General features: G+C 71.4%; 7 protein-coding genes. 4 read left to right on the top strand and 3 right to left on the bottom strand.

The annotated features are described in order from the left end of the window. The first annotated feature begins 183 nt into the window (after positions 1-183). On the top strand, positions 184-1,884 hold the full coding sequence (locus tag ACWC2B_RS34210; protein WP_450723575.1) for an acyl-CoA mutase large subunit family protein: 1,701 nt from the start codon (positions 184-186) through the stop codon (positions 1,882-1,884). Between the two features lie 45 nt (positions 1,885-1,929). Here the strand turns inward: ACWC2B_RS34210 and ACWC2B_RS34205 are convergent, their stop codons facing one another. Both ACWC2B_RS34205 and ACWC2B_RS34200 read right to left on the bottom strand, forming a co-directional pair. Next, a complete protein-coding gene (locus ACWC2B_RS34205; protein ID WP_450723573.1) occupies positions 1,930-3,327 on the bottom strand; it encodes a HAMP domain-containing sensor histidine kinase in 1,398 nt (465 codons plus the stop codon). Beyond that, positions 3,324-4,019, bottom strand: a complete 696-nt coding sequence (locus ACWC2B_RS34200) for a response regulator transcription factor (RefSeq protein WP_450723571.1) — start codon at positions 4,017-4,019, stop codon at positions 3,324-3,326. The genes ACWC2B_RS34205 and ACWC2B_RS34200 overlap by 4 nt, the downstream gene beginning before the upstream one ends. 64 nt (positions 4,020-4,083) lie before the next feature. Here ACWC2B_RS34200 and ACWC2B_RS34195 point away from each other — a divergent pair, with 64 nt between their 5' ends. Beyond that, positions 4,084-5,229 (top strand): UDP-N-acetylglucosamine--N-acetylmuramyl-(pentapeptide) pyrophosphoryl-undecaprenol N-acetylglucosamine transferase, encoded by a 1,146-nt coding sequence (locus ACWC2B_RS34195; RefSeq protein WP_450723569.1) that lies wholly within the window; start codon positions 4,084-4,086, stop codon positions 5,227-5,229. Further along, the gene (locus ACWC2B_RS34190) at positions 5,226-6,239 is read left to right on the top strand and encodes a GDP-mannose 4,6-dehydratase (protein ID WP_450723567.1); all 1,014 of its coding nucleotides are present in this window, start codon (positions 5,226-5,228) and stop codon (positions 6,237-6,239) included. Before ACWC2B_RS34195 ends, ACWC2B_RS34190 begins: the two co-directional genes overlap by 4 nt. Positions 6,240-6,279: 40 nt before the next feature. On the opposite strand, the gene ACWC2B_RS34185 is transcribed toward ACWC2B_RS34190, so the two are convergent. Then, positions 6,280-6,918: a TetR/AcrR family transcriptional regulator gene (locus tag ACWC2B_RS34185; RefSeq protein ID WP_450723565.1), complete on the bottom strand. Its 639-nt coding sequence runs from the start codon at positions 6,916-6,918 to the stop codon at positions 6,280-6,282. Between the two features lie 287 nt (positions 6,919-7,205). Here ACWC2B_RS34185 and ACWC2B_RS34180 point away from each other — a divergent pair, with 287 nt between their 5' ends. Then, a complete protein-coding gene (locus ACWC2B_RS34180; protein ID WP_450723563.1) occupies positions 7,206-8,177 on the top strand; it encodes a tetratricopeptide repeat protein in 972 nt (323 codons plus the stop codon). The last annotated feature ends 411 nt before the right edge of the window (positions 8,178-8,588 follow it).

Genomic DNA, 8,588 nt, shown 5'->3' with positions numbered 1-8,588 from the left:
CCAGGGGGTACCCCCATCGAGGACCTTCCGGCGCCTTGCGATCGCACGCACCAGACGCCCCGGCCTGATCCGGACGGGGTTTAGACACAGGCTCTGAGGCTGAAAGCCCGGCCCACCGCCGCGTGAGCAATGCGCGGCGGTGGGCCATCGACATTTACTAGGACGTCCAAGTAAATTTGAGTCATGGACGCTGACGCGATCGAGGAAGGCCGCCGTCGCTGGCAGGCCCGTTACGACAAGGCCCGCAAGCGCGACGCGGACTTCACCACGCTTTCCGGGGATCCCGTCGACCCGGCGTACGGGCCCCGACCCGGCGATACGTACGACGGGTTCGAGCGGATCGGCTGGCCCGGGGAGTACCCCTTCACCCGTGGCCTGTACCCGACCGGCTACCGGGGGCGTACGTGGACGATCCGGCAGTTCGCCGGGTTCGGCAACGCCGAGCAGACCAATGAGCGCTACAAGATGATCCTGGCCGCCGGGGGCGGCGGCCTGAGCGTCGCCTTCGACATGCCCACCCTCATGGGCCGCGACTCCGACGACCCCCGCTCGCTCGGCGAGGTCGGCCACTGCGGCGTCGCCATCGACTCGGCCGCCGACATGGAGGTCCTGTTCAAGGACATTCCGCTCGGCGATGTCACCACGTCCATGACCATCAGCGGGCCCGCCGTGCCCGTCTTCTGCATGTACCTCGTCGCCGCCGAGCGACAGGGCGTCGACCCCGGCGTCCTCAACGGCACGCTCCAGACCGACATCTTCAAGGAGTACATCGCGCAGAAGGAGTGGCTCTTCCAGCCGGAACCCCATCTGCGCCTCATCGGCGACCTCATGGAGCACTGTGCGCAGGGCATCCCCGCGTACAAGCCCTTGTCGGTATCCGGCTACCACATCCGCGAGGCCGGCGCGACGGCCGCGCAGGAGCTGGCGTACACGCTTGCCGACGGATTCGGTTACGTGGAGCTGGGGCTGAGCCGGGGCCTGGACGTGGACGTCTTCGCCCCCGGGCTCTCCTTCTTCTTCGACGCGCACGTCGACTTCTTCGAGGAGATCGCCAAGTTCCGCGCGGCGCGCAGGATTTGGGCCCGCTGGATGAAGGAGGTGTACGGCGCCCAGTCGGACAAGGCGCAGTGGCTGCGGTTCCACACCCAGACCGCCGGGGTCTCGCTGACCGCGCAGCAGCCGTACAACAACGTCGTACGCACCGCCGTGGAGGCTCTCGCGGCCGTGCTCGGCGGCACCAACTCGCTGCACACCAACGCGCTGGACGAGACCCTCGCGCTGCCGAGCGAGCAGGCCGCCGAGATCGCGCTGCGCACCCAGCAGGTGCTGATGGAGGAGACCGGCGTCGCGAACGTCGCCGACCCGCTGGGTGGCTCCTGGTACATAGAGCAGCTCACCGACCGCATCGAGGCCGATGCCGAGAAGATCTTCGACCAGATCAAGGAGCGCGGCACGCGAGCGCACCCCGACGGGCAGCACCCGATCGGCCCGATCACCTCCGGCATCCTGCGCGGCATCGAGGACGGCTGGTTCACCGGTGAGATCGCCGAGTCCGCCTTCCGCTACCAGCAGTCCCTGGAGAAGGGTGACAAGCGGGTCGTGGGCGTCAACTGCCACCACGGGTCGGTCACCGGTGACCTGGAGATTCTGCGGGTCAGCCACGAGGTGGAGCGCGAACAGGTACGCGTCCTCGCGGACCGCAAGTCGCGCCGCGACGACGTGGCCGTGCGGGCGGCCCTGGACGCGATGCTTTCCGCCGCGCGCGACGGGTCGAACATGATCGTGCCGATGCTGGAGGCGGTGCGGGCGGAGGCGACGCTGGGGGAGATTTGCGGGGTGCTCCGCGAGGAGTGGGGCACATACACGGAGCCCCCGGGCTTCTGACCCCGGCCAACCCTGGGGGCGGGGTGGAGCCTCCGGGGTCTGGGGCTAGCGGGTCGCGGTGCCCCCGCTCGGCAGGGTCAGGCGGAACAGGGCGCCGCCGCCCGGGGCCTGATGCGCCGTCAGCTCCGCGCCGTGCGCCCGCGCGATCTGGCGGGCCATCGCCAGACCCAGGCCGGAGCCCGGCAGCGCGCGGGCCTGTTCGGCCCGGTAGAAGCGGTCGAAGACATGAGGGAGGTCGGCTTCCGCGATGCCGGGGCCGTGGTCCCGTACCGTCAACTCGCCTGCCAGCAACGCCACTTCGACCGGAACTCCCGGCGGGCTGAACTTCGCCGCGTTGTCCAGGAGGTTGGAGATCAGGCGTGACAGGCGCCCCGGCACGCCGGGCAGCGTCGCCGACGCGTCGGACAGGTCCAGTTCGAAGGGCGTCGCCGGCCAGTGCGCCCGGGCCGTGTCCACGGTGTGTGCGAGGAGCGGGGCGAGGTGGACCTCCTCCAGGAGCGGTGTCGGCTCCTCGTCCCTGGCCAGGTCGATCAGGTCGTTGACCAGCACGGACACCTCTCGGATCTGGCGGCCGAGGGCGGCCGACGCCCGGTCCCGCTGGGTCGGTGTCAGACGGTCCCCGCGTGCCAGCAACTCCGCGTTCGTGCGCAGCGCCGTCAGCGGGGTGCGCAGCTCGTGGGACGCGTCCGCGACCAGGCGGCGCTGGGCCGTCACCGACTGCTCCAGCTCGCCCAGCATCGTGTTGAAGGACGCCGCGAGCCGGGTCACCTCGTCCTCCTTGGCCGCCGGGCCGGGCGGCAGCTCGATGCGATGGCTCGGGTCGCGGGTGGCCGCGATGTGCTCGGCCGTCGCGGTGAGCCGGGCCACGGGGGCCAGGCCCGTGCGCGACACCCAGTAGCCCAGCGCCGCCGCGAGCAGCACGCCCGCCGCCCCCACCGCGCTCAGGAGTCCGGCCGCCTGGCCCACGCCCTTGAGCACCGCGTCCGAACGCAGTGCCACCTGCAGCGACTTGCCGCCGCCGAAGGTCGTGGTGAGCATCCGCGCGGGCTCGCCGTCGGCCAGCGTGATGTTGGTGAAGTACGCGTTGCGCTTTCCGGAGGCGACCTCGCGCACGGGCGGGCTCACCGGCAGGAGGTAGGGCTCGGAGGGGTCCTTCGCCGGGTCGGCCGGGACGACCTGCGCGCAGGCGGGTGCGGACAGGAAGCGGCACTGGCCGGCGAGCACGCCGGGGGCCGCGCCCCGGTTCTGCTGGATGGCCAGCGTCGCCGACTGGGTCAGGTTCAGGTTGAGCTGGTGGTAGAGCTCGTACCGGATCACGAAGAACGCGGCCGTGCACACGCCGAGCGCGACCAGTGCGACCGCGGCGGAGGCGGCCAACGCGAGCCGGGTGCGCAACGGGCGGTGGCGGCGCCAGCGGGCGCCCAGGCGGCGCCGGGAGCTCACGAGACGTCCAGGCGGTAGCCGACGCCGTGCACCGTGTGGACCAGGCGCGGCTCGCCCGCCGCCTCCAGCTTGCGGCGCAGATAACCCACGTACACCGCGAGGGAGTTGGAGTCCGGGCCGAAATCGCGGCCCCAGACCAGCTCGTGGATCAGCTCCCTCGGCAGCACCTGCCCGGGGTTGCGCATCAGGAGTTCCATCAGGGCGAACTCGGTACGGGTGAAGTCGATCGGGCGCTCGCCCCGGCGGGCGGTGTGCGCGACCGGGTCCACCACCAGATCCGCGTACCGCAGCTCCTGCGGTTCGGCGGAATCGGGCGCCGCCCGGCGCAGCAACGCCCTTACCCGGGCGATGAGTTCGTCCAGGGCGAAGGGCTTGACCAGATAGTCGTCGGCGCCCGCCTCCAGGCCGTCCACCCGCTCGCTCACCGAGTCGAGCGCGGTGAGGACCAGGACCGGGGTGCGGTCACCCATCGCCCGTAGCTGGCGGCACACCCCGAGGCCGTCGAGGACCGGCATCATCACGTCCAGGACGATCGCGTCCGGCCGCCAGGCGGCCACCTCGGACAGCGCCGCGAGCCCGTCCGGGGCGCCCTTCACCTCGTACCCCTCCACCGCGAGGCCGTCCTCGACGGCCGCCCGTACCTCCGGCTCGTCGTCGACGACGAGAATTCTGACCGCGCGCGTGGTGCTCATGGGCAAAGCCTGCCAAACAGTGCTCTTAGAACCCTCTTAGGGCAGCCCGTGAACCTCATGTCCCATGCGCACACCATTGTCAGTAGTGATCGGGGCGGGCGGTACCGGCGGGCACATCTACCCCGGGCTCGCGCTCGCCGAGGCACTGCGGCGGGCCGTCCCCGACGCGGTGATCTCCTTCGTCGGAACGACCCGGGGCCTGGAGGGCGAGCTCATACCCGGTGCCGGCCACCACCTGCACACCGTCGACATGATCCCCTTCGACCCCTCGCTCGGCGCCAAGCGGTATCTGCTGCCCGCCGCGCTGCTGAAGTCGGGCGCGCAGTGCCGGGCCATCCTCAAGGCGCAGCGCGCCCACGTCGCGGTCGGCATGGGCGGCTACCCGAGCGCGCCGGTCATCGTCGGCGCCAAGATGGCCGGGCTGCCCAGCCTCATCCACGAGTCCAACGCCGTACCGGGCCGGGCCAACCAGTTCGCGGCCCGGCTCACCTCCAACATCGCGGTCGCCTTCGACCGCAGCCGGGCCCATCTGTCGGGCGGCCAGGACGCCGTCACCACCGGCATGCCCATCGCGTCCTCGCTCGCCGAACTCGACCGGCCGACGATGCGCGCCGAGGCCCGCCGGGCGCTCGGCGTGCCGCACGGGGCGCGCCTCGTCCTCGTCAACGGCGGCAGCCTGGGCGCGGCCCGGCTCACCGCGGCGGCGATCGGCCTCGCCGAACGGTGGCGGGAGCGGGCCGACGTCCACCTCCTCATCAAGACGGGGCCTGCCCAACTGGCCGACACCCAGCGCCAGTTGGCTGCCCTTCCGGGTGCGCGGGCCGTGCCCTACCTCGACCGGATGGACCTGGCGTACGCCGCCGCCGACCTCGTCGTGTGCCGGGCCGGTTCGGCGACCGTCGCCGAACTCGCCGCGACCGGGGTGCCCGCCGTCCTCGTGCCCTATCCGCACGCGCCCGGCGACCACCAGACCCACAACGCGCGGGTCCTCTCCGACGCGGGCGCCGGCCTGCTCGTCCCGGACGCCGAGACCACCGCGTTCCGCCTGGCCGCCCTCATCGAACCGCTCCTGGCCGACCCGGCCCGGCTCGCCGCGATGAGCGGCGCCGCCGACCCCGGCAACCACGCCCGGGCCGCCGACCTGCTGGCCGCCAAGGTCCTCGAACTCGCCTCCTACCCCACCTCGTACACCAGGGAGTACGCAGCATGAGCACTGTCAACACGAGCACCGCCACCGCATGGCACAACCGCACCGTCCTCGTCACCGGCGCGGAGGGCTTCATCGGCTCGACGCTGGTCGACCTGCTCGTCGGACTCGGCGCGAACGTGCGCGCGTTCGTGCACTACAAGCCGTACGCCGAGAAGGGCTTCCTCGCCCACCTCATCGGCCACCCCCAGGTGGAGATGCTCTCCGGGGACGTCCGCGACGCGGGCCGGGTCTCCGACGCGGTGGCCGGCTGCGACACCGTCTTCCACCTCGCCGCCCTCATCGGCATCCCGTACAGCTACGACTCGCCGGGCGCCTACGTCCAGACGAACGTCGTCGGCACCGAGAACATCGCCGAGGCCTGCCGCCGCCATTCGGTCCGCCGCCTCGTCCACACCTCCACCAGCGAGGTGTACGGGACCGCCCTGACGGCGCCGATCAGCGAGGACCACCCGCTCCAGCCGCAGTCGCCGTACTCGGCCTCCAAGATCGGCGCCGACATGATGGCGCTCTCGCACTGGCACGCCTTCGAGCTCCCGGTGACCGTGGTGCGCCCGTTCAACACCTACGGCCCGCGCCAGTCCGCCCGCGCCGTCATCCCCACCATCCTGGCCCAACTCCACGCGGGCGTACGGGAGATCAAGCTCGGCTCGCTCACCCCGACCCGCGACTTCACGTACGTCACCGACACCGCGCGGGGCTTCCTCGCGGTCGCCGAGTGCGACCGGGCGCTGGGCGAGGTCGTGAACCTGGGCACGGGACGCGAGATAGCGATCGGCGACCTCGCCGAGGCGCTCATCGCCGCGTCGGGCCGCGATGCCTCGGTGGTGGTCGACCCGGCGCGCCTACGCCCCTCGGGCAGCGAGGTGGAACGACTGCTTTCCGACAACACACGGGCGCGCGAATGGGCGGGCTGGGAGCCGGAAGTGAGCCTGGAGGAAGGCCTGAAGAGGACGTCGAGCTGGGTCGAGGAGAACCTCGCCCTGTTCGCGCCGACCCGCTACCAGGTCTGAGCGCACCCCTGCTCGGGTCCGGGCGCGATCCGGTCCGGCTTCAGGCCGCCGTCGCGGCGAGACCCGAGCAGATCAGCAGGGTGAAGTCGCGGGCCCACTCCTCGTCCACGGGCTCGGCGCTGACCAGCGCCCGGTGCACCACCGCGCCCGCCACCACGTCGAAGATGAGGTCGGCGTGGCGGGCGGAGACGGTCGGGTCGGCCTCGTAGGGGAGTTCGCCGCGGGCCTGGGCGCGTTCGCGACCGACCAGAACCAGCCGCTTCTGGCGGTCCACGATGGCCGAGCGGATCCGCCCGCGCAGAGCGTCGTCCCGGGTGGATTCGGCCACCACCGCCATGAGCGCGGTCTTCGTCTCGGGGCGTTCAAGAAGCGCCGCGAACTGGAGGACGACGCCCTCCACATCGGCCACCAGGCTGCCCAGGTCCGGGAGTTCGAGCTCGTCGAAAAGGACCGCGACCGCGTCCACGACCAGCTCGTTCTTGCCCGCCCAGCGGCGGTAGAGCGTCGTCTTGGCGACCCCGGCGCGCGTCGCCACGTCCCCCATCGTGAGCTTCGACCAGCCGAGGTCCACCAGCGCCTCCCGGGTCGCCAGCAGGATCGCGGCATCGGCCTCGGCGCTGCGAGGCCGACCCGTACGACCCGTACAGGACGGTCTCGCGGCTCGGGATGAAGAAGGCATGACGGCGACCATACCGGCCGGTAGCAATCACGCCAGGGGGCGCGGGGTGTGCGCGAGATCACCCTGTGCGCCGGGGCCGCACCAGTTACGCTACGGCTCGTAGCGAAAGCCTTGAGCGGCCTTCCGCGACAACCACATGTCACAAGGCGCCGGGGTGGGGACCCAGGTGCCATCAGGAAAGATCCGCGGCCCGTCCGTTGTCTCGCAATCCGGCGGGAGGCAACGGGTGGGCCCGGATCCTGCCACCGGATCACCACGCACCGTCGCGGAAGGGGGAGGATGTACGCATGCAGCCTAGGAACATGTCCATGAGCGGCGTCGTCGACCTCGCCGCGGTGAAGGCGGCCGGAGAGGCCAAGAGCAAGGCGGAGCAGGCGCGAGCCGAGGCAGCCCGCCAGGGCGGGGTCCCGGCGGTCGCGCCGTCCGCCCTCGTCATCGATGTCGACGAGGCCTCCTTCGAACGCGATGTCCTGACGCGGTCCTCCGAGGTGCCGGTCGTCATCGACTTCTGGGCCGAGTGGTGCGAGCCCTGCAAGCAGCTCGGCCCGCTGTTGGAGCGTCTCGCCGTCGAGTACAACGGCCGCTTCCTCCTTGCCAAGATCGACGTCGACGCCAACCAGATGCTGATGCAGCAGTTCGGGATCCAGGGGATCCCGGCCGTCTTCGCGGTCGTCGCGGGCCAGGCGCTGCCCCTCTTCCAGGGCGCGGCCCCCGAGGCGCAGATCCGCGAGACCCTCGACCAGCTGGTGCAGGTCGCCGAGGAGCGCTTCGGCCTGACCGGCATCGAGGTCGACCCGAACGCGGCGGCGGCCCCCGCCGCCGAGGCGCAGGCCCCCGCGGGCCCGTACGACGCACTGCTCGAAGCCGCGGTGGTGGCCCTGGACTCGGGCGATCTGGCCGGCGCGGTCCAGGCGTACCGGAACGTGCTGAGCGACGACCCCGGCAACCCGGAGGCCAAGCTCGGCCTGGCGCAGGCCGAACTGCTCCGGCGGGTCCAGTCGCTCGACCCCCAGCAGGTCCGCAAGGACGCCGCCGAGAAGCCCGCCGATGTGGCGGCGCAGATCGCGGCGGCCGACCTCGATCTGGTCGGCGGTCATGTCGAGGACGCCTTCGGGCGGCTCGTCGAGACCGTGCGGCGGACGTTCGGTGACGACCGCGACGCGGCCCGGGTCCGGCTCCTCGAACTCTTCGAGGTGATCGGCGGCGACGACCCGCGCGTCACGGCGGCGCGAACCGCGCTGGCGAGGGTGCTCTTCTGATCGACCCATGGACGTCTTCGGGCGTTCACCCGCCTGTTACCGAATGAGTGCCCAGCGCGATACGCGACGGACGATTTGGCGACAGAGAGACAAGAGGCGGCCGCGCTTTACCAAAACTTGGTAAACGCGGCCGCTGTTACTTGCAGTAAGTTGAGCCGCTTCTTACGTCCGCTTTTCAGCGGCGATTTCCCCTTCTGTCCGGTGACTCGGCGGCACCCTGCGTGCCCGGCCGATGCCGACCGGTCGCGCTTCGGTTATCCGGCCGTTACTGGCTAGTAATGAACCCCCTTGTGCCCCGGCCCCGAATGCACCACGATCGGCCACGCTCGGTCCAATAACGCACCAGCCCGACAGCCACTCGGCGCTGCCGCCCATTTGGGTCCCCACCGGGCCGACCGGTGGCAGTGGCAC

The organism is Streptomyces sp. NPDC001415, assembly GCF_053597395.1.
The sequence above is the reverse complement of the archived record's forward strand: the minus strand, read 5'-3'. Positions and strand labels throughout refer to the sequence as shown.

Coding starts and splice junctions, on each gene's coding strand:
- ACWC2B_RS34210 (WP_450723575.1), top strand. CDS start 184: ATGGACGCTGACGCGATCGAGGAAGGCCGCCGTCGCTGGCAGGCCCGT.
- ACWC2B_RS34185 (WP_450723565.1), bottom strand. CDS start 6,918: ATGCCTTCTTCATCCCGAGCCGCGAGACCGTCCTGTACGGGTCGTACG.
- ACWC2B_RS34190 (WP_450723567.1), top strand. CDS start 5,226: ATGAGCACTGTCAACACGAGCACCGCCACCGCATGGCACAACCGCACC.
- ACWC2B_RS34180 (WP_450723563.1), top strand. CDS start 7,206: ATGCAGCCTAGGAACATGTCCATGAGCGGCGTCGTCGACCTCGCCGCG.
- ACWC2B_RS34200 (WP_450723571.1), bottom strand. CDS start 4,019: ATGAGCACCACGCGCGCGGTCAGAATTCTCGTCGTCGACGACGAGCCG.
- ACWC2B_RS34195 (WP_450723569.1), top strand. CDS start 4,084: ATGCGCACACCATTGTCAGTAGTGATCGGGGCGGGCGGTACCGGCGGG.